At 74.5% G+C, this 21,538-nt stretch carries 21 protein-coding genes; 6 read left to right on the top strand and 15 right to left on the bottom strand.

All coding sequences use genetic code 11. From position 1 onward, the window contains the following. The first annotated feature begins 39 nt into the window (after positions 1–39). Entirely contained in the window at positions 40–807 is a 768-nt protein-coding gene (locus tag AB0K17_RS03140; protein ID WP_365981915.1) for a helix-turn-helix domain-containing protein, read from the top strand. Here AB0K17_RS03140 and AB0K17_RS03145 read toward each other — a convergent pair. Together AB0K17_RS03145 and AB0K17_RS03150 are read right to left on the bottom strand one after the other, a co-directional pair. Beyond that, positions 778–1,239, bottom strand: a complete 462-nt coding sequence (locus tag AB0K17_RS03145; protein ID WP_365981916.1) for a GNAT family N-acetyltransferase — start codon at positions 1,237–1,239, stop codon at positions 778–780. The two genes, AB0K17_RS03140 and AB0K17_RS03145, sit on opposite strands and share 30 nt — an antisense overlap. A gap of 41 nt (positions 1,240–1,280) precedes the next feature. Then, complete coding sequence (locus AB0K17_RS03150; RefSeq protein ID WP_365981917.1) at positions 1,281–1,739, bottom strand: MarR family transcriptional regulator; 459 nt, start codon at positions 1,737–1,739, stop codon at positions 1,281–1,283. 138 nt (positions 1,740–1,877) lie between these two features. Here AB0K17_RS03150 and AB0K17_RS03155 point away from each other — a divergent pair, with 138 nt between their 5' ends. From AB0K17_RS03155 to AB0K17_RS03165, 3 genes are all read left to right on the top strand, one after another. Continuing rightward, the gene (locus AB0K17_RS03155; protein ID WP_365981918.1) at positions 1,878–3,098 is read left to right on the top strand and encodes an MFS transporter; all 1,221 of its coding nucleotides are present in this window, start codon (positions 1,878–1,880) and stop codon (positions 3,096–3,098) included. Positions 3,099–3,583: 485 nt separating this feature from the next. Beyond that, on the top strand, positions 3,584–4,213 hold the full coding sequence (locus tag AB0K17_RS03160; protein ID WP_365981919.1) for an HAD-IB family phosphatase: 630 nt from the start codon (positions 3,584–3,586) through the stop codon (positions 4,211–4,213). A gap of 151 nt (positions 4,214–4,364) precedes the next feature. Beyond that, a complete protein-coding gene (locus tag AB0K17_RS03165) occupies positions 4,365–5,639 on the top strand; it encodes a globin domain-containing protein (protein WP_365981920.1) in 1,275 nt (424 codons plus the stop codon). Positions 5,640–5,707: 68 nt separating this feature from the next. Here AB0K17_RS03165 and AB0K17_RS03170 read toward each other — a convergent pair whose 3' ends face one another. From AB0K17_RS03170 to AB0K17_RS03185, 4 genes are all read right to left on the bottom strand, one after another. Then, a complete protein-coding gene (locus tag AB0K17_RS03170) occupies positions 5,708–6,223 on the bottom strand; it encodes an NUDIX domain-containing protein (RefSeq protein WP_365981921.1) in 516 nt (171 codons plus the stop codon). A gap of 59 nt (positions 6,224–6,282) precedes the next feature. Beyond that, entirely contained in the window at positions 6,283–7,179 is an 897-nt protein-coding gene (locus tag AB0K17_RS03175) for a LysR family transcriptional regulator (RefSeq protein ID WP_365965007.1), read from the bottom strand. Positions 7,180–7,402: 223 nt separating this feature from the next. Beyond that, complete coding sequence (locus AB0K17_RS03180; protein WP_365981922.1) at positions 7,403–8,356, bottom strand: NAD-dependent epimerase/dehydratase family protein; 954 nt, start codon at positions 8,354–8,356, stop codon at positions 7,403–7,405. Beyond that, positions 8,353–9,312 (bottom strand): ScbA/BarX family gamma-butyrolactone biosynthesis protein, encoded by a 960-nt coding sequence (locus AB0K17_RS03185; protein ID WP_365981923.1) that lies wholly within the window; start codon positions 9,310–9,312, stop codon positions 8,353–8,355. Before AB0K17_RS03185 ends, AB0K17_RS03180 begins: the two co-directional genes overlap by 4 nt. A 252-nt stretch (positions 9,313–9,564) precedes the next feature. On the opposite strand from AB0K17_RS03185, the gene AB0K17_RS03190 reads away from it, so the two are divergent. Together AB0K17_RS03190 and AB0K17_RS03195 are read left to right on the top strand one after the other, a co-directional pair. After that, positions 9,565–10,209: a ScbR family autoregulator-binding transcription factor gene (locus tag AB0K17_RS03190; RefSeq protein ID WP_365981925.1), complete on the top strand. Its 645-nt coding sequence runs from the start codon at positions 9,565–9,567 to the stop codon at positions 10,207–10,209. A 141-nt stretch (positions 10,210–10,350) separates the two neighbouring features. After that, positions 10,351–11,154, top strand: coding sequence for a 4'-phosphopantetheinyl transferase superfamily protein (locus tag AB0K17_RS03195; protein WP_365965011.1), 804 nt, complete (start codon positions 10,351–10,353; stop codon positions 11,152–11,154). Here the strand turns inward: AB0K17_RS03195 and AB0K17_RS03200 are convergent. The 9 genes from AB0K17_RS03200 to AB0K17_RS03240 all read right to left on the bottom strand — a co-directional run bounded on the left by AB0K17_RS03200 (position 11,037) and on the right by AB0K17_RS03240 (position 21,345). Continuing rightward, positions 11,037–11,816: a response regulator transcription factor gene (locus tag AB0K17_RS03200; protein ID WP_365981926.1), complete on the bottom strand. Its 780-nt coding sequence runs from the start codon at positions 11,814–11,816 to the stop codon at positions 11,037–11,039. The two genes, AB0K17_RS03195 and AB0K17_RS03200, sit on opposite strands and share 118 nt — an antisense overlap. A 107-nt stretch (positions 11,817–11,923) precedes the next feature. Then, a complete protein-coding gene (locus AB0K17_RS03205; RefSeq protein ID WP_365981927.1) occupies positions 11,924–12,904 on the bottom strand; it encodes a TauD/TfdA family dioxygenase in 981 nt (326 codons plus the stop codon). Between the two features lie 49 nt (positions 12,905–12,953). Continuing rightward, the gene (locus AB0K17_RS03210) at positions 12,954–13,163 is read right to left on the bottom strand and encodes an MbtH family protein (RefSeq protein WP_344433049.1); all 210 of its coding nucleotides are present in this window, start codon (positions 13,161–13,163) and stop codon (positions 12,954–12,956) included. Positions 13,164–13,196: 33 nt separating this feature from the next. Beyond that, positions 13,197–14,204 carry a 2,3-diaminopropionate biosynthesis protein SbnA gene (sbnA, locus tag AB0K17_RS03215; RefSeq protein ID WP_365965015.1) on the bottom strand — a complete coding sequence of 336 codons (1,008 nt, stop codon included), beginning with the start codon at positions 14,202–14,204 and terminating at the stop codon, positions 13,197–13,199. A gap of 33 nt (positions 14,205–14,237) precedes the next feature. Then, complete coding sequence (sbnB, locus tag AB0K17_RS03220; RefSeq protein ID WP_365965017.1) at positions 14,238–15,284, bottom strand: 2,3-diaminopropionate biosynthesis protein SbnB; 1,047 nt, start codon at positions 15,282–15,284, stop codon at positions 14,238–14,240. Between the two features lie 36 nt (positions 15,285–15,320). After that, positions 15,321–16,283 (bottom strand): TauD/TfdA family dioxygenase, encoded by a 963-nt coding sequence (locus AB0K17_RS03225; RefSeq protein ID WP_365981928.1) that lies wholly within the window; start codon positions 16,281–16,283, stop codon positions 15,321–15,323. Positions 16,284–16,513: 230 nt separating this feature from the next. After that, positions 16,514–19,033, bottom strand: coding sequence for an amino acid adenylation domain-containing protein (locus AB0K17_RS03230; protein ID WP_365982045.1), 2,520 nt, complete (start codon positions 19,031–19,033; stop codon positions 16,514–16,516). Positions 19,034–19,100: 67 nt separating this feature from the next. Next, on the bottom strand, positions 19,101–20,294 hold the full coding sequence (locus AB0K17_RS03235; protein WP_365981929.1) for an acyltransferase: 1,194 nt from the start codon (positions 20,292–20,294) through the stop codon (positions 19,101–19,103). Beyond that, positions 20,287–21,345, bottom strand: coding sequence for an alpha/beta hydrolase (locus tag AB0K17_RS03240; protein ID WP_365965022.1), 1,059 nt, complete (start codon positions 21,343–21,345; stop codon positions 20,287–20,289). The genes AB0K17_RS03235 and AB0K17_RS03240 overlap by 8 nt, the downstream gene beginning before the upstream one ends. Positions 21,346–21,538: the final 193 nt, after the last annotated feature.

The following is a 21,538-nucleotide window of genomic DNA, read 5'->3' on the forward strand; positions in this document are numbered from 1 at the left end:
GTTTCGTTTCCCGGCCTCTTCGCCTGCGGAAGGACCCCCATGGCACGCCGCAGCACCCCCCTCCGGGCCCCCGCGGAGCTGCGCGCGGACGCCCGGCGCAACCGGGCGCTGGTGCTGCGCGCGGCCCGGTCCGCTTTCGAAGAGGCGGGGCTGGCCGTGCCGTTGGGGGAGATCGCCCGCCGCGCGGGGGTGGGCACGGGCACGGTCTACCGCCATTTCCCGTCCAAGGAAGCCCTGTTCAGGGCAACGGTGGCCGACCGGGTACGGCTCTTCACCGACACGGCACGGGAGTTGGCGGGCGTCGACGACGCCGGACCGGTCTTCTTCCGCTACGTCGCGGCGGTCGTCCGGCTGTCCGTGCGCAACAAGGGACTCTGCGACGCGCTGGAGGGCACGTTCCAGCCTTCGGCCGGCGTGGAGGAGGACTTCCGGGCCGCCCTCGCCGTACTCCTCCAGCGGGCCCAACAGGCGGGCGCCGTACGGGCGGACGTGACCGTCGACGACGTACGCGCCCTGCTCGTCGGCTGCCTGTCGATGGAACAGCGGCGCGGGCCCCAGGTGGCGCCGGGCCGGATGACGGCCCTGGCATGCGACAGCCTCCGGCCCGGGCGGCGCGTGACGAAACTCCCGCCGAACCCTGCGCCTGCGCGTAACGAAACGGAGTGCGCCGCGTGCGGCGGGCCGGTGACGCCGGCGCGCACGGGCCGGCCCGCCCGCTACTGCGGGGCGGCCTGCCGCCAGCGCGCCCACCGGTCGCGGGCCCGCGCCCGGGCGGGCTCAGAGGTGGTACTTGAAGCCGAGGTGTGAGGCCTCGAAGCCGAGCCGCTCGTAGAAGCGGTGCGCGTCCACCCGGGTCGCGTCCGACGTCAGCTGCACGAGGTGACAGCCCTCCCGGCGCGCGGTGTCCACGGCCCACTCGAGGAGCCGGGTGCCCAGGCCGCTGCCGCGCTCGTCCGCGTGGACCCGCACGCCCTCGACGGTCGCGCGCGTGGCCCCGCGCCGGGAGAGGCCGGGGATCACGGTCAGCTGCAGGGTGCCCACGACGCGGCCGTCCTCGCGGACGGCGACGACCAGGTGCTGGTTCGGGTCGTCGGCCAGGCGCGCGAAGGCGGCGCGGTAGGGGGTCAGGTCGTCGGGGGACTCGCGCGCCGCGCCGAGGGGGTCGTCGGCCAGCAGCGCCACGACGGCCGGTATGTCGTCGGCGGTCGCCCGCCGGATTGCTGTCGCCAGGTCACTCATGATCGGTGACCTTATGCGCGCGTACCCCTGGTGCCCAGGGGTCAGGAGCTCGTCAGTGACTCCACCGCTGCCACCAGAGGTGCCAGCTCGGGGCGGGTTGCTGCTTCGTCGAGGGCTTCGCGCAGGGCCCGGGTGTTGGTGGGGCGGGCTTCTTCCAGGAGGGTGAGGCCGGCGGGCGTGACGTCGGTGTAGATGCCGCGCCGGTCCGTCAGGCACAGGTAGCGGGTCAGCAGGCCGCGCTCCTCCAGGCGGTTGACCAGGCGGGTCGTCGCGCTCTGGCTCAGGACGACCGCGTCGGCGACCTCGTTCATGCGCAGGTGGCCGCCCTCGCCGTCGTGCTGGCGGCTGAGGACGTCGAGCACGGAGAACTCGCGCACGCTCAGCTCGTGGTGCTCCTGCAGGGCGCGTTCCACGTGGGCCTCGATGCGGCCGTGCAGTGCGGAGAGCGCGCACCAGCCCTGGGCCAGCCCCACCAGGGCGGGGTCCGTCGTGCGGGACATGGGGTGGGCCTCCTTCGCCGCGTTCGTGCCGGTCGCCCCCAGGATATCCCTCCGATGCAATAGCAGGCGCTTGCAAGCAAATGCGTCTGCAATTATTGTCGAAGCCCGTAGAGACCGTTTGCAAGGAAAGTTGCCCCCATGCCCCTCGCCCTGCTGGCGCTCGCCGTCGGTGCCTTCGGCATCGGCACCACGGAATTCGTCGTCTCGGGCCTGCTGCCCGAGATCGCGGCCGACTACGGCGTCTCCATCCCCACCGCGGGCTTCCTGACCACCGGCTACGCGCTCGGCGTCGTCGCCGGCGCCCCCGTCCTCGCGGTGCTCGGCAGCCGCGTGCCGCGCAAGACGATGCTGATGGCCCTGATGGGACTGTTCGTCGCCGGCAACGCGCTCTCCGCCGCCGCCCCGGTCTTCTCCGTCATGCTCGCCGGGCGCGTCGTGGCCTCACTCGCGCACGGCGCGTTCTTCGGCATCGGCGCGATCGTGGCCGCCGGCCTGGTCGCCCCGCAGAAGAAGGCGGGTGCCATCGCGATGATGTTCACCGGCCTGACCGTGGCCACGGTGGCCGGCGTGCCCCTGGGCACGCTGCTCGGCCAGCACGCCGGCTGGCGCACCACCTTCTTCGTCGTCGCCGGGCTCGGCGTTCTCGCGGTCCTCGGCATCGCCGCGCTCGTCCCCCACCAGGGGCGCCCGGAGCGCCGGCCGGTCGCCGGCGAACTGGCCGCCTTCCGCAACCCCCAGGTGCTGCTGGCCATGGCGATGACCGTCCTCGGCTTCGGCGGTGTGTTCACCATGAGCACGTACGTGGCGCCGATGATGACCGAGGTCGCCGGCTACGCCCCGCAGTCGGTCACCTGGCTGCTGGTGCTGTTCGGCGTCGGCATGCTCGCCGGCAACCTCGTCGGCGGGCGGTACGCCGACCGTGCGCTGATGCCCATGCTGTACACCGCCCTGGGCGGACTGGCGGTGCTGCTCGCCCTCTTCCCGCTGGCCGCGCACGACAAGGCGGCGGCCGCGGTGGCCGTCATGCTCGTCGGCGCCTTCGGCTTCGCGACCGTGCCGCCGCTGCAGAAGCGGGTGCTGGACCACTCCGCCGAGGCACCCACCCTCGCCTCGGCCGTCAACATCGGCGCGTTCAACCTGGGCAACGCGATCGCCGCCTGGCTCGGCGGCCTGGTGATCGCCGCCGGTCACGGCTACACGTCGCCCGCCTGGGTGGGCGCCGCGATGGCCGCGTCGGCGCTGCTGCTGGCCCTGGTCGCGGCGGCCCTGGAGCGGCGGACGGCATCCGCCGGCGGCCGGGTCGTGGCCGCGGGGGCGCCGGCGGCCACGGAGACCGAGCCGGCCGCCCCGCGCCCCTGACGCGGCGCCGCGCACGGCCGGGGCCCTGTCCGGCGGATCGTCGTCACGCGCCACCACGGCGCCCCGTAGGGGCGCGGGGAACTGCGCGACAAGCCACGACGCGCCTGCGGGGGGGGGGTGCTGGGGTGGCATGTCGACTGGGGGCCGTCGGTGGCCGATCGCGCAGTTCCCCGCGCCCCCTACGGGGCGCTGCCTGATCCGCCGGTCGCGCCCACGCGGCGGCGGCCGCAGGTCGGCACTGCCCCGGACCCCTGCGGGGCGCCGCGCACGGCCGGGGCCCTGTCCGGCGGATCGTCGTCACGCGCCACGACGGCGCCCCGTAGGGGCGCGGGGAACTGCGCGACAAGCCACGACGCGCCTGCGGAGGGGGTGCTGGGGTGGCACGTCGACTGGGGGCCGTCGGTGGCTGGTCGCGCCCACGCGGCGCAGCCGCAGGTCGGCACTGTCCCGCGGCCCTGGCGGGGCGCTGGCCTAGGCTCGCGGGCATGAGCAGACTGCACGTGTTCGATCTCGACGGGACGCTGATCCACGGCTCGGCCGCCGCGGTGGAGATAGCCCGGCAGCTGGGGCTGGAGGCGGAAACGGGCGAGCTGGAGCGGGAGTTCGCCGCGGGGCGGCTGACGCCGTCGCAGTTCGCCGAGCGCGCGGTCGCGCTGTGGACGGATCTCACCGAGGCCCAGGTGGCCGCGGCCTTCGCCGGCGCGCCGTGGCTCGCCGGCATCGAGGAGGTGTGGGCCGCGATCCGGGCCCGCGGCGAGCGGATCGCGGTGATCTCTCTGTCGCCCGCGTTCTTCGTCCGGCGCCTGCTGGACTGGGGCGCCGACGCCGCCCACGGCTCGCAGTGGCCGGCGGTGCCCTTCCGGGAGCGGGTGGACCCGGCGGGCATCCTCGACGCCTCGGCGAAGGTCCGCATCACCGACACCCTGTGCGCGCGGTACGGGCTCGGGCGCGCCGACTGCGTGGCGTACGGCGACTCGATGTCGGACGCCGAACTGTTCAAGGTCGTGCCGGTGTCGGTGGCGGTCAACGCCGACCACCACGTACGGGACGTCGCCACGCACGCCTACCGCGGCACGGACCTGCGCGAGGCCCACGCCCTCGTCGCCGCCGCCTGAGCCGGGGGCCGCGGGGCCGGGGCCGGGCCGGGGCCACCCTAGAGCAACGTCCCCGCGCCCGTTCGGACTTCTGCTGAATCGTTCTGCCGCCCGATTTGCCGGTGGCAGGCTGCGCTCCATCAGCAGACGATGACGTCCGAGCGAGGGAACGATGGACGCTCCCAGCACCCCGGCGGCCGGCGGGGGCATACCGGCCTGCGCGACCGCTCCCCCCTCCGGCCTCGGCGGCCGCTGGCAGCCGCTCGCCTACCAGGAGCGGGCGCACCGGCCGGAGGCTTCCGCGGTGCAGCCGTCCGCCGACACGGTGCTCGTGCGCCGCACGCTCGCCGAGATCGAGCCCGTCGCGGACAAGGTCACCTCCTACTTCTACGCCCTGCTCTTCCTGCGCGACCCGGATCTGCGCGGCCTGTTCCCCGCCGCCATGGACGTCCAGCGCGACCGGCTGTTCAAGGCGCTGCTGACCGCCGCCCGGTACGCCGACGACGTGCCGGTGCTCACCACGTACCTGTCGGAACTGGGCCGCGGGCACCGCAAGTACGGCACGGTCGCCGCCCACTACCCCGCCGTCGGCGAGGCCCTCCTCGGTGCCCTCGCCCGGTACGCCACGCAGACCTGGGACCAGGCCGCCGAGGCGGCGTGGGCGCGGGTGTACACCACCGTCTCGCAGATCATGATCGACGCGGCCGCCGCGGACGAGCGCACCTCCCCGCCCTGGTGGCAGGCGGAGATCGTCGCCCACGAACCCCGCAACCACGACGTCGCCGTGATCACCGTCCGGCCCGATGCGCCCTACCCCTTCCGCGCCGGGCAGCACGCGAGCGTGGAGACGCCGTGGTGGCCCCGGGTGTGGCGGCACTACTCCTTCGCCTGCGCCCCCCGCTCCGACGGCCTGCTCACCTTCCACGTGCGGGCCGTGCCCGCGGGCTGGGTGTCGGGGGCCCTGGTGCACCGGGCCCGGCCCGGCGACGTCGTCCGCCTCGGGCCGCCGGCCGGGTCGATGGTGGCCGACCACAGCACCGACGACGGCATGCTGTGCCTGGGCGGCGGCACCGGCATCGCCCCCATCAAGGCACTGGTCGAGGACGTGGCCCGAAACGGCCGCAGCCGTCCCGTCGAGGTCTTCTACGGCGCGCGGCACGACGACGACCTCTACGACCTCGACACCCTGCTGCGGTTGCAGAAGGTGCACCGCTGGCTGTCGGTGCGCCCGGTGGTCTCCGACGGCCCGACGCTGGGGCTGAGCGGCCGGCTGCCGCAGGTGGTGCGCAAGTACGGGCCGTGGACGGCGTACGAGGCGTTCCTCTCCGGGCCGCCGGGCATGGTCCGCAGCGGGGTGGACGCCCTGCTGGGCGTCGGCATCCCCCCGCACCGCATCCGGCACGACTCGCTCGACGAACTGCTGGCCTCCGCGCCGGGCGCCCCGTAAGGGGCGCGGGGAACGGCGCGGCGGCAGCCGCAAATCGACAACGCCCCGCGCCCCTACCGGGCCCGGGATCAGCCCAGGTCCGGGGCGAGCAGGGCCAGGATGCCCTCGACGTTCTCGCGCAGATACGTGCGCAGCGAGGGCGGGACGACTTCCACCGACTCCAGTCCGTCCGGGGTGAAGGGGATGCGCACCACCTCGTACGTGCCGCGGGGCTCGTCGATCTCCGGTCCGTGCCGCCGGGAGAGGTCCATGGAGGCGAGCCGGCAGACGAAGAAGTGCTGCACTTTCACGCCGTGGGCGGCGTGGTGAAGGGAGTGGCGGACGGTGTCGACGAAGGCGGGGACGACGTCGGTGACCTTGGCGCCGAGCTCCTCGTCCACCTCGCGGTGCAGGGCGGCGACGACGGTGGGGTCCTGCGGCTCGACGCCGCCGCCGGGGGTGATCCAGTAGGGCGGCTCGCCGGGCTTGGTGCGTTTGATCAGGATCATCTCGTGGCCGGCCGGGCGGGAGCCGCCCCCCGGCGCGTCGGGGGTGTCGAGCAGGATGGCGCGGGCGGTGCGTTTGACCACGGGGCGTTCGGTCATGGGGAAGATCTGCCGCGCGGACCGTCGGGCGAAACGCGGGTGCCGGGTGAAAGGGCGTCTCACCACGACACCGCCGCGCGCAGCAGCCACTCGTGCGCCCGGGCCAGCTGCGGGTTGCCGAGCGTGCCGGCGCGGACGACGAGGAAGTACGTGCGCAGCGGTGGCACCGGCGGGTCGAGCAGGGCCACCACCTCCCCGGCGTCGAGGGCGTCGCCGCACAGGTAGCGGGGCAGGACGCCGATGCCGGCCCCGGCGGCGACGCACGCCAGGACGGCGCGCAGGTCGGGGACGACGACGGTGCCGGCGGTGACGGGTGCGGCGTCGAAGACGGTGGCCCAGTAGCGGGCCAGGAGCGGCAGGCTCTCGTGGACCTCGACGACGGGCAGCCCCTCCAGGGCGCTCGCGCCCTTGTCGCGCAGGACGGCCGGGCCGCCGAGCCGGGCGGCCCATCGGGGGGCGGCGACCAGGACGTGCTCCTCGTCGCACAGCGGGGTGGCGGTCAGCAGGGGGCCGCGGGGGCGGGTGGTGGTGACGGCGAGGTCGTGGTGGCCGGCGGCCAGACCCTCGAAGAGCTCCTCGGCCATGCCGTGGGCGGCGCGCACGGTCAGGCCGCGGCCGATGAGCGGGGCGAGGGCGGGCAGGATGCGCAGGGCGGTGAACTCGGGCGGCCCGGCCAGGTGCAGGGTGCGGGCGGGGCCCTGGCCGGCGAAGCCGGATTCGGTGATCTCCAGCAGGGCGTCGACGTGCGGGGCGATGCGGTGGGCCAGTTCGTCGCCGGTGGTGGTGGGGCGCACGCCGCGGGCGACGCGCAGGAAGAGCGGGCGGCCGACCTGGCGTTCGAGGGCCCGGATCTGGCTGGTGACGGCTGGCTGGGAGAGGCCGAGGAGCGCGGCGGCGCGGGTGAGGGAGCCGGCCCGGTGCACCGTGACGAACGTGCGTAAGAGGGCCAGATCCATGTGTCTCCCCTTGGCTTGTCGCCACTGATTGTGGGGGAACTATAAATAAGTCGATAGGGCGGTGTCGCCGGCGTGATTGGACACTGACGCAGAGTCAACTAGCCTGTTTCGCACGGCTCTTCCTCGTGGAGCCGGGCGGCTCGAGCCAAGAGGGGGGAGGCTCGAGCCGCCCTTCGCCGTGTCGTCGGGCGGTGCTGTCGGCCGACGCTGTCGGGCAGCGCCGTCAGGCGGCGTTGTCGTAGGGGCGGGCCCGTCCCGCGAGGTGGGCGCGGTACCAGTCGGCGTGCTCGGCGATGCGCAGCCCGGGGCCGGGGGCGCAGCCGGCCAGTTCCCAGATGCGCCGGCTCGCGTACCAGCGGTCGGCGGCGATGAGCGAGACCTGGTGTTCCGAGACGCGCCCGGAGGTGCGGCGCAGCCGCGCGAGGTACTCCTGCCGGCCGAGGTCGTCCACGGGCGCGCGCAGGCCGGCGTGGGTGACGAGGGCGTCCAGCAGGTCGCGGAAGGCGACCGGTTCGGGGTGGGCGGCGTGGTGGACGCCGGCGGGCACGGTGTCGGTGCCGGCCACCGCCACCACCAGCCGGGCCAGGTCGTCGACGGCGACGAGGGACAGCAGGGCGCGGCCGCCGTCGACCAGCGCGGGTACGCGCTCGGTCAGTTCGGCGATCGCGGGGACGACCCAGGTGTCGCCGCGCCCGTAGACCAGGGGCGGCCGCAGCACCGTGCCGCCCGCCGCGAGCACGGCCTGCTCGGCGGCCAGCCGGGTGCGGCTGGCGGGCGAGACGGGGCGGGCGGGGGCGTCCTCGGCGAGGCCGCGGTGCGGGCCGGCGCCGAGGACGGCGGTCGTGCTGACGTACAGGATCCTGCGCACGCCGGCCCGGTGGGCCTCGGCGAGCAGGGCGCGGGTGCCGGCGGCGTTGACCGCCTCGCAGGTCTCCTCGTCGCTTCCGACGTACGAGGCGAGGTGGAGCACGGTGTCGACGCCGGTGCAGATGCCGTGCAGCGACTGCGGTGCGGTGAGGTCGCCGCGGACGCATTCGGGTGCCGGGCCGGGGGCGGTGACGACGGGGCGCCGGACCAGGGCCCGGACGGGTGCGGCGGTGGTGCGGGTCAGCTCCTGCAGGACGGCGGAGCCGATGAAGCCGGTGGCGCCGGTGAGCAGGATGCGGCCGGTGCTCATGCGCCGGCTCGCGGGCGCATGACGAGGCGGCCGGTGACGGCGGTGCGGCCGTCCTGGACGGCCCGGGTGGTGATGTGCATGCCCTCCTCGGTGCGGCCGGTGATCTCGGCGTGCACGGTGCAGGGCGTGCCGAACTCCACGTAGTGGGCGAACTCGGTGGTGTAGGAGGCCGGCGTCACCGGTCCGGGGCCCGCGACCAGGTGGGCGGCCTGGCGCATGGCCTCCATGACGGCCATGCCGGGCACGTGGTCGACGGGGTGGTCGAAGAGGACGGGGTGGCGGCAGTCGGCGCGCAGGTCCCAGGTGTTCGTCCCGGCGGCGGGGGCGAGGGCCACGTCCTCCTCCCGGTCGCGGCCGACGAGGTGCGGGGCGACGGGGGCGGGCAGTGGTGCCTCGGCGGCGTCCGCCCAGGCGCTGAGCAGGTCGATGGGGCGCAGCCGGCGGTAGGCGGTGGGCGAGGTGACGTGGAAGGACGTCCCGCCGCCGCCTATGCGTCTGCCGTCGCGGAAGAGCTCGATCTGCAGCCGCATGCCGGCCAGCTGCGTGCCGCGCAGGCGCACGTCGTGGCTGGTGGCGATGGCGGTGACCTCGGAGGGGGCGCCGTCGATGCGCAGGCCCTCCTCCTCGATGTCGTAGGAGAGGTCCCACATGAGGAAGTTGTGCCCGAGGGGGACGCCGTACTCGGTGTGGGCGATCAGCAGGCCGGTCTGCCGCACCGTTTCCGCGACCAGCATGGGGTCGTGGCGGCGGTTGCGTTCGAGGGTGAAGAAGGAGTGGGCGCGCGGCCACTGGGCGGAGACGAGGTACGTCCCCTCGCCGAGGCCGGCGGAGCCGGTCAGGAAGACCTCGGACAGCGCGGAACGGTGGACGAACTGCCGGGGCACGGTCTGGTCGTACGCGGCCCGGTCGTACGCGGTGGTGGTCGTTGCTCCCCTGACGAGTGTCGCGGTCATCATGTCCCCCTGAGATGAGTGCGGTGGCGCCTGGTGAGGGCGCTTCTGGCGACGACTCAGGCCACGATACCGGTCAGCCGGTTTTTTTCAAGGTCCAAGATCGCGTGATTTCGTACACCGATGCCGCACTGATCCCCCTGACATGATCGTGCCCGCGTCAAGCCGGTTTCAGGTCGATCCTCGGTCTCTTTTGGCGTTTCTCTTATGCTGTGGGCTGCGCAGATGTCCACGGGGGGTACGAAGGGTAGAGATCACGTGGCAAGACAAGAACGAGCGGTCCGGACCCGTCGTGTTGTTCTGGAGGCGGCGGCCGAGGTCTTCGGCGAGTACGGATACGAGCGGGCCGGTATCTCCGACATCCTCAAGCGGGCCGGGGTGACCAAGGGCGCGCTGTACTTCCACTTCGCCTCCAAGGAGGCCCTCGCCCAGGCCGTCATCGAGGAGCAGCTCGGCGTCGCCGCCGGCGCCACCACCGGCGAGGGCCTGCAGGGGGCGATCGACCTCACCCACGAGACCGCCCGCGCCCTGCAGCACGACGTGATGCTCCGGGCCAGCATCCGGCTCACCCTGGAGACCACCTTCGACTCGCCGGCACCCGCGCCCTACGAGGCGTGGGTGAGCGTGATCGAGCGGCTGCTCAGCGAGGCGAAGGAGCGCGGCGAGGTGCTGCCGCAGGTGGTGCCGCACGAGACCGCGATGATGATCGTCGGTTCCTTCACCGGCATCCAGGTGATGTCGGAGATCCTCACCGGGCGGGCCGACCTGCCGGGGCGGATCACGAAGTTCTGGCAGCACGTCCTGCCGGGCATCGCCTTCCCCGGCGCCCTCGCACACATGGACCCGCGCGGCACCGGCGGGTACGCGGAGGCCGCGGCGAAGGACCTGCCGGCCGCCTCCTGAAGGACACGGCCCGCCCCACCGGGGCGGGTTTTCCGTAACGAACGCGGAGGGCAGCCGGATATCGCCGGCCCGCCCGCCCGGGCCACCATGGCGAGGCCGGCGGAGGACCCTCCGCCGTACGGTCCGTTGGTTGGAGGTGCCTTGCAGCCGAGCGCAATGCCGCACGCCGTCTGCCACGTCTGGGGCGCGGCGCCGCTGCCCGAGCCGCACCGCTACCTGCCGCTGCTCGACGCCGCCGAGCGGTCCCGCTTCGGCAGTTACGCGCACGAGGGCGACCGGGCCCGCTTCGTCACCGGCCGCGTGCTCGCCAAGGCCGCCCTCGCCGAGCAGGTGGGCACCGGCATCGACGCCGTCCGCCTGCCCGTGCGCTGCCCCGACTGCGGCGGACCGCACGGCAAGCCGCGCCCCGACGGCGCCGCGGCGGGCTGGGAGCTGTCCGTCTCGCACTCGGGCGACCGCGTCCTGGTGGCCCTCGCCCACGGCCGGCCCCTCGGCCTGGACGTCGAGGAGCTCACCGCACCGGCCGACGCGGACGAGGAGGAGCCCGTCGAGGCGTCGTTGACCCTCACCCCGGCCGAGCGCGAGGCGCTGCGCACGCTGCCGCCCGCCGCCCGGCAGCGCGGCTTCCTGACGTACTGGACGCGCAAGGAAGCCGTCCTCAAGGCCACCGGCGACGGGCTGGCCGTGCCCATGACCGACTTCACCGTCTCGGCGCCCGCCGAGCCGCCGGCGCTGCTGGCCTGGCACGGCCCGGGCGGCGCCGGCGTCCGCGCGCAGCTCACCGACCTGAGCGACCGCAGCCACCCGCAACTCGCCCTGGGCGAGGGCTACCTGGCCACCCTCGCGGTGCTCGGCACCGCACCCGTGGAGGTCAGGGCGCACCGGGGCGCCGAACGGATCGCGCACGTGCTGGACGACCCGCAGTCGCCCGCCGCCCTCAGGTAGCGCAGCACCGCCAGCACCCGGCGGTTGGCCACGCCGTCCGGCTCCAGCCCCAGCTTGGCGAACACGCCCGCGACCCGCTTCTCCACCGTCGCCGTCGACAGCACCAGCGACCGGGCGATGCCGGCGTTGCTCAGCCCCTCGGCCATCAGCGCGAGCACCTCGCGCTCGCGGGGGCTGAGCTGCGCCAGGTCGTCGTGCGCCTCGTGCGCCCGCAGGGCGCGGGTCACCGCGTCGGGGTCCAGCACCGTGCCGCCGCGGGCGACCCGCGTCAGCGCGTCCAGGAACTCCGCCTCGTCCCCGATCCGCCGGTGCAGCAGATAGCCCGTGCCCCGGCCGCCCGCCGCAAGCAACTGCGGCACGTGGTGCGCCTCGGCGCGCCGCGACAGGACCAGGACGGGCGTTGCGGGCCGCTCGCGGCGCAGCGCGACGACCTCCTGCAGGCGGCCGGCGGCGGCGACGACCACGTCCGGGCGGTGGGCGGCGACGGTCGCGGCGAGTGCGCCGCCGGGGTCGTCGCCGGTGGCCAGGGGGGTGTGGCCGGCGTCGGCCAGGGTGCGCAACAGGCCCGTGCGCAGCAGGGCGAAGGGCTCGTCCACCACCACGCGCAGCGCGCCGACGGCAGTGGGACCGGCCGGGCGGCCGGTCAGTGCGATGGGTGGCACGGTTCTCCTCCTTGGTCGTGCACGACCGCGGCGGGGCCGGCACCGGCGCGCGCTCCTCGCGCCGCGCCCGTGACCGGCCCCGTGCCTGCGGTCGCCGTGCGCCCGGCTCAGTCCAGGACGTAGCCGTCGCCGGCCCGGTGGACGCGCGAACGCCGCAGGTCCGACAGGATGAAGGTGCGCTGCAGCCAGCGGTCCCGGCCGTCGTAGCGCGGCCGGAAGGCGGTACGGCCGTGCACCGTCACCCGGTTGTCGACGATCGCCAGGTCGCCCGGCAGCAGCCGGGCCGTCTGCGCGGTCAGCTCGAACAGCTCCCGCAGCTCCTCCATGGCCCGGCGGGCCCGGTCGGTCAGCGGCGTCGTCGCCGCCATGTCCACGCGCAGGTCCGGGTCGTCGGGCGCGCCCGACAGGACCGGGTGCGGGGCGTCGGTGCCGCCGGTGCCGAAGGACGGCGGGGCGGTCGTGACGAACTCGTGCGCGGACAGCGCCGCACGGCCCTCGTCCGACAGCAGCGGCAGCACCTCGCGCACGCACGCGGTCCGCAGCCCGGCCACCTTCTCGTGGTCGGCGCGCAGGCACATCAGCATCACGAAGTCGGGGCGGTGCGGGTGGAAGGCGTTCTCGGTGTGGAACGTCAGCAGCACCGAGCCGGCGTTGCCCTGGAAGTCCTCCTGGCCGCGGCGCGGAATGACGTCCTGCACCAGCGCACCGGTCTTCTCCGGGCGGAACGCGGCCGGGTCCCCCAGGCCGCAGGCGACGGCGGTCAGCACGCCGGCGGCGACGGTGGCGGTGCGCTGCACCGAGTCGGGGGCCGACGGCGTGTCGGGCAGCTCCTCCTCGCCGACCGGCAGGCCGCGCACGAGCAGGGCGCCGGTACGGCCGGAGTCGCGCCGGTAGTCGGCCAGGGCGCGGCGCAGGGCGGCGGGGAACTCCGACCAGGCGTCGCGCGCGGCGGCCACCCACTCGGGGCTGTCCACCCGGCCCCCGGCCGCGGTGCGCAGGTCGCGGACCGTCCGCTCGACGGCCGGCGCGCTGTACGGGTCGACCGTCACGGTCGGCACGGAGACCCGGGATTCGAGTATTGCGGTCATGGATTGATCACCGTCTGAGGTAGGGAGGGAAGGGCTGCGCGCGGGCGCGTCAGGCCGCCATCGCCTCGGCGACCGAGCGGGGGCGCATGTCGGTCCAGGTGGCGGTGATGAAGTCGAGGGCCTCCTGGTGGCCGGACTCGCCCTGGGCGACCTGCCAGCCGGCCGGCACCTCGGCGAAGGCGGGCCACAGCGAGTACTGGCGCTCGTCGTTGACGAGCACGAGGTAGCGGCCGTCGGTGTTCTCGAACGGGTTGGTCATGGCAAACGATCCTTGATCTTCGAGTGAGGGTGGTCAGACGGTCGCGGTGGCCAGGGGCACGGTGTCGTCGGCGGCCTGCGCGTCGACGGCGCCGTCCAGCACGTCGGGGCCGTACACCCCGTGCAGCCAGTTGGTCTGGTAGATCGTGTCCAGGTAGCGCTCCCCCAGGTCCGGGGAGAGCGCGACGGCGGTGCCCACCGGCGCCCGGTCGGCCAGCCAGGCGGCGGCGCCGGCGACGACCGTCCCCGTGGAGCCGCCGAAGAGGAAGCCGCGCGAGGCCAGCCGGTGGCAGGCGCGCACGGTGTCGCGCTCCGGGACGAGCACCACGTCGTCCACGTAGGCCTCGTCCAGCAGCGGCGGGCGGACGCCCGCACCCAGGCCCGGGATCATCCGCGGGGCGGGCGGGGTGCCGAAGGTGACCGAGCCGACGCTGTCGACGGCGACGATCCGTACGTCCGGGCGGTGCTCCTTGAACCAGCGGGCGCAGCCCATCAGCGTGCCCGTGGTGCCCGCCCCGACGAACAGCGTGTCGAGGTCGGGGAAGCGGCGGGAGATCACCGGCGCGGTGTGCCGGTGGTGGGCACGCCAGTTGTTGGGATTGGAGTACTGGTTGAGCCACACGTACCGCTCGTCGCTCTCGCACAACCGGCTCACGTACGCGATGCGGGCGCCCAGGAAGCCGGTCTCCGGGTCGGGCTCGGTGATGGTGTGCACCCGGGCGCCGAAGGTCTCCATCAGCCGGCGGGTGGCGAGGTTGCAGCGGGAGTCGGTCACGCACAGGAAGCCGTAGCCCTTGCTGGCCGCGATCATGCTGAGCGCGACGCCGAGGTTGCCCGACGAGGACTCCACCAGGACCGAGCCGGGCCGCAGCCGGCCCTCCCGCTCCGCGGCCTCGATCATCTCGGCCGCGGCCTTCTGCTTGACGGAGCCGGCGAAGTTCAGGCCCTCGCATTTGAGGTAGAGCGGCAGGCCGAGGGTGGTGCGCAGATCGACGTAGAGATCGTTTTCGTTGAATTCCTGGGGTACCGAGATGATCGGCACGTTGTCCTCCGGTTCTTGCGGTCCGGCGAGGCGTCAGCCGTAGCGCCGCATCTCGTGGAAGAAGTCGTCGACGACCGCCAGTTCGCCGCCGGCGAGCGCGGCGTCGTAGACGTGCTTGCCGAGCGCGAGGTCCAGGACGCCCAGTCCGAACGGCGAGAAGACCAGCGGCCGGTCCGCGGGGAGCTCCACGCTCCCGGTCAGGACGTCGTACAGGGTGCCGTGCACGAAGTCGCGGTTCCCCGTGGCCTGCTCGGCCAGGTGGAGCGAGGTGTTCGCCTTCAGGCAGTGCTCGACGTCGTCGACGATGTTGGTGGCGCCCAGCACCACCTCCGGGGCGAGGTCGCGCAGCGAGACGTGCAGGACGAGCGGGTTGTGCGCGAACCACGCCGGGTCGTCGATGTGCGGCGTGCCCGCGACGGTGGCGAACACCACCAGGTCGCAGGAGCGGATCAGCTCCTCGGCGCTCCCGCGCACGCTCACCTGCGCCGCCGTACCCGTGCCGCGCACGTACGCGCTGAAGCCCTCCGCGTGCTCCGCGGACAGGTCGTGCACCGCCACCTCGTCGAACTCCCAGCCCGTGCCCACCAGGTAGGTGTGGAGGTACCGGGCGATCAGACCGGTGCCGATGAACCCGACCCGGCGCGGTCGCGGGGCGCCGGGTCGGCCGTCGGCCAGCGCGCGGGCGGCCAGCGCCGCCGACGCGGCGGTACGGGCGGCACTGATGATCGAGCTCTCCAGGCAGGCCAGCGGATAGCCGGTCGCGTGATCGTTGAGGATCAGCACCGCCGAGGCACGCGGAATGCCGGCCTCGACGTTCTCCGGGAAGCTGGAGATCCACTTCAGCCCGTCGACGCGGTTGCCGCCGCCCAGGGAGGCGGGCAGCGCGATGATGCGCGACGACGGCCGGTCCGGGAAGCGCAGGAAGTACGAGGGCGGATTGACGGTGGCGCCCTCGCCGTGCAGCCGGTAGGCGGCCTCGACCAGGTCGGTCACCTCCCGCTCGCGGCCCTGCAGGATGCGGTGGACCTGGGCGCCGGGGATGACGGCGAAAGTAGGGGTATCGGTCTGCGTCTGCGACATGCGTCTGTCAGTCTCCGTGGTGGCGGTGTGTGCTGTTCAGTGCCCGAGGACGTGGCCCGGAAGGCGGACCGGGTCGCCGAGCACCACCGCGATCTCGCGGTCGCCCGTGTAGGGCTCGCGGCTGTGCGCCGTGCGCAGGTTGTCCACCAGCAGCACGTCGCCGCGCTGCCACGGCTCGCGACGGGTCGCCGCGCGGTAGGCGGCGTTGATCGTCTCGACGACGTCCTCCGGGACGGGGGTGCCGTCGCCGTACGCCGTGTCGAACGGCAGGCCGTCCTCGCCGTACATCGCCACGAGGTACTCGCGGATCATCGGGTCGAGGGTGCGGCCGTTGAGGAACGCGGCCTGGTTGAACCAGACCTCCTCGCCGGTGACGGGATGCGTGATGACGGCTGCCCGGCGCTGGCGGGTGTGCAGGCGGCCGTCCGGCAGCCACTCGGCCTGCACGGCGTTCGCCGCGCAGTACGCGTCGACGGCTGCCGTGTCGTCCGCGCCGAACGCCTCCGTCCACGCCACGCCCACCTCGTGATACGCGCGCTTGAGCAGCCAGCCCAGGCGGCGGAACGGCTCCACGACCTCCGCCGGCAGCGCCCGCAGGACCTCCTGCGAGTCGGCCACGGCGGTCGCACCGCCGTCCGCGGGGGCCGTCAGACAGCCGAAGACGGCGGTCGCCGGGACCTCGGCGGCGTAGCTCAACTCGTGGTGCATGCACATCGGCTCGTCGTGCGGCCACTCCGAGCCGGAGTGCACGCCACCGCCCAGGTCGCGGCGCGACGCGAAGCGTTCGCGCTCGCGCATCGGGACGACACCGAGGGCGTCGGCGACGGCGGCCACGTCGGCGGCCGTCGCCACGTCGAGACCACGCAGGAGGAGGGCGCCGTGGGTGGCGAGGGCGGTGCGGATCGCTTCGCGGTCGAGGGTGGAGGTGGTGACGGTGGCGATGGGGGTACGGCCGGGCTCCGCCACGATGGGGAGGGGCGGGTCGAGGAGGGTGGTCATGTGCGTCCTGTGGGTGGTTGAGGTCTGGTAGGGGTGCCCCGGTCCCGCCCTTTCACCGTTTCCCGGGGGCTGCGCCCCGGACCCCCGGGACCGGGCTCCGCCCGGTGTCCTCGAACGCCGGACGGGCTGAAGGGGTGCTGCCGGTTTGTGGGCAGGCGTCCCGCAGGGCGGGACGGGTGGGCACAAACCGGCCCACCGGCGTGCACCACCACGGGAAACGGGGGCGGGGCCTAGCCCCGCTCGTCGAGCGTTGCCGCCAGCTCCGCCAGGATCGGCGTGCGGGCCAGTTCCGTCACCGTGATGCGGCGGTCGAGGGCGATCACGAGGCGGAGGGCCGACAGTGATGTGCCGCCCGTCTCGAAGAAGTGGTCGTGGCGGCCGATGCGGTCCTCGGGGACCTTCAGGGCCGCCGCCCACAGCGCGGCCAGCTTGCGTTCGGTGGGGGTGTGCGGGGCGGACCGCAACGGCGCGTCGCTCACCGCGAGTTCGGCGGCGAGGGCCGTCAGGGCCTTCTTGTCGATCTTTCCGTTGGGCGTGAGCGGCAGTGCCTCGCGCCGGTGGGCGTGGTCGGGGACCATGAACGGCGGCAGGTCGGCCGCGAGGGTCTCGCGTACGGCGCGGTCCTCGTCGGCCGCGTAGAAGGCGACGAGGTGGCGGCCGTCGCCCTCGCCGGCGACGACGACGGCGCCGTCGCGGACGCCGGGTACGCGCAGGAGGCGGTTCTCGATCTCGCCGATCTCGATGCGGAAGCCGCGGATCTTGATCTGGGAGTCGCGTCGGCCGAGGTATTCGAGTGTGCCGCCGGGCAGCCAGCGGCCGAAGTCGCCGGAGCGGTAGAGGCGGCCGCGGCCGGCGCGGAAGGGGTCGGGGACGAAGGCGGCGCGGGTGCGTTCCTCGTCGCCCACGTAGCCGCGGCCGACGCACACGCCGGAGAAGACGATTTCGCCGGGGGCGCCGAGGGGCACGGGGTTGAGGCGTTCGTCGACGACGAGGACGAGGACGTTGCGGATGGGGGGTCCGAGCGGCACCGAGGGGTGGTCGGGGACGCGGTCCATGACCTCGTGGTTGGTGTCGTCGCAGGTTTCGGTCAGGCCGTAGGCGTTGACGAGCCGGACCTTCGGGAAGGCGGCGAACCAGCGTTCGACGAGTTCCTTCTTCAGCGCCTCGCCGGTGGCGGAGACACAGGTCAGGTGGGGCAGTTCGCGGGGGCTGTCCTCCAGATGGGAGAGGATGACCTCCAGGTAGGACGGCACGAGCTGGGCGACCTCGACGCGTTCGGCGGCGAGCTTGTCGACGAAGCGGCGTACGTCGAGGACGACGTCCTGTTCGACGACGAGCGTGGTGCCGCCGACGAGGAGGGCGGCCACGAGCTGCCACAGGGAGATGTCGAAGCTCTGGGGCGCGGTCTGGGCGACGGTGCCGCCCTCGCGCACGCCGAGGTCCTCGATCTTGGCCAGCAGGTGGTTGAGGAAGCCCTCGTGCTCGCACATGGCGCCCTTGGGCAGGCCGGTGGAGCCGGAGGTGAAGTAGATGTAGGCGAGTTGCGTGGGACCGACGGGCAGGCCGAGGTCGCTGTCGTCGTCGGTCTCGGCGGGCAGGGTGTCGAGGTAGCCGGTGGTGACGGTGCCGAGTCCGGCGGTGGCCTCGTCCAGGTGGGCGGCGGTCCCGCGCTGGGCGAGGGCCCAGCGGCAGTCGGCGCGGGTGAGGACGGTGGCGATGCGGCCGGCGGGGAAGTGGGGCTCGATCGGCAGGTAGGCGCCGCCGGCCTTGAGGACGGCGAGGACGCCGGCCAGCCAGTGCAGGTTGCGCTCGGCGACGACGGCGACGACGTCCTCGTCGGCGAGGCCGCGGGCGCGCAGGGCGCGGGCGATGCGGTTGGCGCGGCTGTTGAGTTCGGCGTAGGTCCAGCGTTCGGTGCCGTGGACGGCGGCGACACGGTCGGGGTGCAGGCGCACCCGTTCCTCGAAGAGCTCGTGGAAGCGCAGGTCGGGCAGGGGACGCTCGGGGCCGGCCAGGTCCTGCAGCTGGAAGGTGAGCTCGTCGTCGTCGACGAGGCACAGCTCGTGGTGCGGGGCGTCGGGGTCGGCGGCCATGGCACGCAGGGCGGTGAGCAGGTAGCCGGCGACGCGGGCGGCGAAGCCGGCGTCGTGCGCGTGGGGGCGGTGCCGTACGACGAGTTCGGCGTCGCCGGAGGCGGTGCCGGTGACGTCGAGGCCGACGGCGAGCAGGGTGCCGGGGGCGAGGTCGGCCCCGGCCGGGGCCCGGTCGGTGACCAGGACGGTGTCGAACAGCGCGTCGGTGCGGCCCAGTTCGGCGCGCAGGGCGTCGAGGGGGTGGCCGTGGTGGCGCTCGGTGGCGGCCTCGGCGCCGACGGCGCGGGCGACGAGCTCGCGCCAGGTGCCGTCCGTGGCGGTGACGCGGCAGGGCAGCGGGGTTTCCCAGCCGTCGCGCAGGTAACCGGTCACGACGTCCCGGTCGCCGGTGAGCGCCGCCAGCACCTTCACGTGCGCGGCGAGCAGCACCGCGCCGACGGAGACGCCGAGTTCGCCGGCCGTGCGGGCGGCGAGTTCCGCGAGCGCCCCGGGGGCGCGGGTGCGGTGTTCCGCGGACGGCTCGTCCGCCGTCGCGCCGGGGTCCTGCGTCCAGCGCGGCAGGGCGGTGAAGCCGCCGGCGGTGAGCACCTCCCGCCAGTGGTTCTCGCCCTCCGCGGCACCGGCCGCCTCCGGCCCGTGCCCGTCAGCCCAACTCACCACGAGCGCAACCCTCCACCCGGATAATTCATCGGATTACTTTCCTCAGCGACACTAGGCGGGGGCTTTATCGGTGGAATATCAATTCAGCTCTCCCACGGATAAATGCGCCCCGGCGTTTGCGGGCGTCTGCGGGAGCGTGCTCGCGGTGCCGGAAGGAGGGCATGAGCAGGCCCAGGACGACGGCGAACACCGGCAGCCAGGCGAGCCGTTCCAGGGCCCATCCGAAGGAGAGGGGGGCGGTGTGCAGGCCGGGCAGCGGGCCGGCGGTCAGGCCCAGGCAGGTGGTCAGCAGCATGGCCGTCTGGTGCCACAGGAACACCGTCATCGCGCTCAGGTTGAGCCCGGCGACGAGCATCCAGGGCAGGGGGCGGCGCATCAGGCGGCGCAGCGGTCCGCGCAGGGCCAGTGCGAGGCCCGTCTGGGCGAGTCCGAAGCAGACGGCGGCGAGGGTGGGCGGGCTGAGGTTGGAGACGTCCTGCCCGGGCACGCCGACCATGCTCGCCGGGTAGCCGCAGCCCACGACGAGGGCGACCGCGGCCGCCGCGCCGCCGGCCAGCAGGGCGAGCGGGGCGCGGACACCGCGCAGGTGACCTGCGGCCCAGGCGGTGCCGAGGACGTACGGGACGAGCCAGCCGGCCGGCACGTTCAGCCAGCCCAGCTGCTCCGGGGTGCTCCAGCCGAACCGGGCGGCGTCCACGACGGCCACCGTGGCGGCCGGCAGCAGCGCGGCCCAGGGGCCCAGGCGCCGTACGAGCGCCACGACGGGGGCGGTGGCCGCGGTCAGGGCGGCGAAGACGCACAGGAACCACAGGGGGGAGACCACGAGCGCGATCAGCGTGCGCACCGTGCCCCAGCCGGCGTCGCCGGCCGTCAGCCACAGGGCGGCCGGTATCCACACACCCAGGACGGCGGGCACGGGGCGGGTCAGCCGTCCCAGCCGGCGGGCGGTCCAGCGCCCGTACGACTCGCCGCGGGCGCGGGCGGATTCCCAGCTGCGGGCGGCCGAGTAGCCGCCGACGAGGAAGAAGACGGCCAGGGTCTGCAGCACCCAGGACAGGGGCGTCAGGGCGGGCAGGTGCTTGAGCGGGCTGTCGGTGTACAGGTGTCCGTCGCCGTCCTGGACGACGGCCGTCACCAGCCAGTGCCCCAGGACGACGCCGCAGATGCCGAAGGCGCGCAGGGCGTCCACGGCCCGGTCGCGGCGGGCGGGGGTGGCGCTCTGCACGCGGTGGGCGAGCGCCGTGACGGTCTCACGCACGGTCGCCTCCCGTGGTGGTGACGTCCGCGGTGCGGCCCAGCGCGATCAGGGCGAGGTTGCGCAGGGCGGTGCCGCCGGGGCGCAGGTAGTCGCCGTGGCCGCCGCTGCCGGCGGCGAAGCGGCGGGCGCCGAAGGCGCCGGAGACCGGGTCGGTGCCCAGGCCCAGGGTGATGTCGAGCGGCAGGCGCAGGGAGACGTGCGGGACGCGCGCGATGCCGTCGCCGCTCGCCCGGCCGGCCCAGACGCGGGCCGCGGTGCCCAGGCCGGCCGCCGTGGTGGCGCCGCTGCCGGGGCTGCCGTAGAGGGCGACGTCGGCGACGTGCGCGGCGTCGAGGCCGGGGCCGGCGCTGCCGCACACGACCGAGCCGTAGGAGTGGCACAGCAGGGTCAGGCGGGCGTGCGGGGCGGCGGCGCGCAGCCCGGTCAGGAAGGTCAGCAGGCTGCGTGCGCCCTCCCGGGCGCGGCCGGGGGTGATGACGGCGCCGCTGATGGTCTCCGGGGTGTCGTAGCCGAGCCAGGCGACGACCGCGTGGCGGCCGCCGGGGTCGTCGCCGCGCAGTTGGCCGGCGAGGGCGCGGGCGCCGCCGCCGGGTGCGGCCCAGGCCGGGCCGTGGCTGTCGAAGTGGCGCACGGTGGTGTCCGCGCCGGGGACGAGGACGGTGACCGTGGAGGCGGTGGCGAGGTCGTCGCCGACGACCTCCACGGCCCGGCCGCGTCCGCGCCCGTCGAAGGACAGGAAGTGCCGGCCGGGCGCGGCCAGGGCGCGCAGGGCGGCGGCGCGGTCGGTGTCGTCGGCGCGCTCGGCGGCGGCGGCCGCGTCCTCGGCGGCCTGCCGGGTGAGCCGGTAGCGCGCGTCGAGGGTGTCCGCCGTCAGGGCCGGCAGGGCCGGTGGGGCGGGTGTCTGCACGTCGCGCGCCTGCGAGGGGGCGCCGGTCACCGGGACGGCCACCGCGGCGGCGACGACGGCGGCGAGCAGGCCGCGCCGCAGGGGCCGGGGTATCCCGGGGGGCCTGCGGCCCTCGACGATGGTGTCCTCCGCTTCGTCCGGCACGATTTCACGACCTCCGCGTTGCTGTGCCGGGCTAGCGGAGTGATTCATTCCGCCTCCCGGCCGGGAACTGGTGGCCGGGAGCCTAAAAAGCCGAATTATCGGCGGACTATCGCGGCAATTCCCGCCCGCTAAAGCCCGCCGCTGAAGCCCACTCGCTCGAGCCCGCCCGAACCTCGCCCGAAAGCCCGCCGGG

It is taken from the genome of Streptomyces sp. NPDC049585, assembly GCF_040675615.1.
Lineage (GTDB): Bacteria > Actinomycetota > Actinomycetes > Streptomycetales > Streptomycetaceae > Streptomyces > Streptomyces luteosporeus.